Source organism: Streptacidiphilus sp. ASG 303 (assembly GCF_020991365.1).
Taxonomy (GTDB): Bacteria; Actinomycetota; Actinomycetes; order Streptomycetales; family Streptomycetaceae; genus Peterkaempfera.
On the sequence record NZ_JAJLRA010000092.1, the window covers coordinates 1 to 638 of the forward strand.

The following is a 638-nucleotide window of genomic DNA, read 5'->3' on the forward strand; positions in this document are numbered from 1 at the left end:
ACGACGGCGTTGGCGACGCCCTTCTCCGGCTGCTGGTCGTAGACGAGGCGGAAGATGATGCCGGCGGCCAGCATGGAGACCGCCATCGGCATGAAGACCACCAGCTTGAAGGCGGTGCCCCAGCGGACGCGCTCGGTCAGGACGGCGAAGACCAGTCCGAGCGCGGTGGTCACGGTGGGGGCGACCGCGACCCAGACCGCGTTGTTCCTCAGCGCGGTGAGCGTCGCCCGCTGGGTGAACAGGTCGCCGTAGTTGCGCAGGCCGACGAAGTGGGCGAAGCCGTCGGCGCCGTAGAGGCTGCGCGCCAGCGACCACAGGATCGGGTAGAGGACCAGGGCGCCCAGCAGGACCAGGGCGGGCAGCAGGAAGAGCACGGCGGACCAGGAGCGGAGGCCGCGGAGGCGGCGCTTCGGCGGGCGGGCCGCCGCGCCCGGCGCCGGGGAGGACCCCGGCGCCGGTGCGGTGGTTGCGGTGGTGGCCATCGGTGGTGGTCCCGTCTCAGCCGGTGTAGGCCTTGGCGGCGTCGGCCTCGAGCTGCTTCTGCGCGCCGGCGACGTCCTTGGGGTGGGCGAGGAAGTCCTGCAGGTCCTTCCACTCCCCGGCGCCCTTGGTGCCGCCGAAGGCCGCCGGCGCCTGGT

General features: G+C 73.4%; 1 protein-coding gene and 1 pseudogene. Both read right to left on the reverse strand.

Annotation, left to right across the window (positions count from 1 at the left end):
• A partial coding sequence (locus LO771_RS30040; RefSeq protein WP_374228280.1) for a carbohydrate ABC transporter permease occupies nt 1-482 on the reverse strand: 482 nt, incomplete at its 3' end.
• A 16-nt stretch (nt 483-498) separates the two neighbouring features.
• Nucleotides 499-638 (reverse strand): annotated as a pseudogene (locus LO771_RS30045) (carbohydrate ABC transporter substrate-binding protein); the annotation flags it as partial.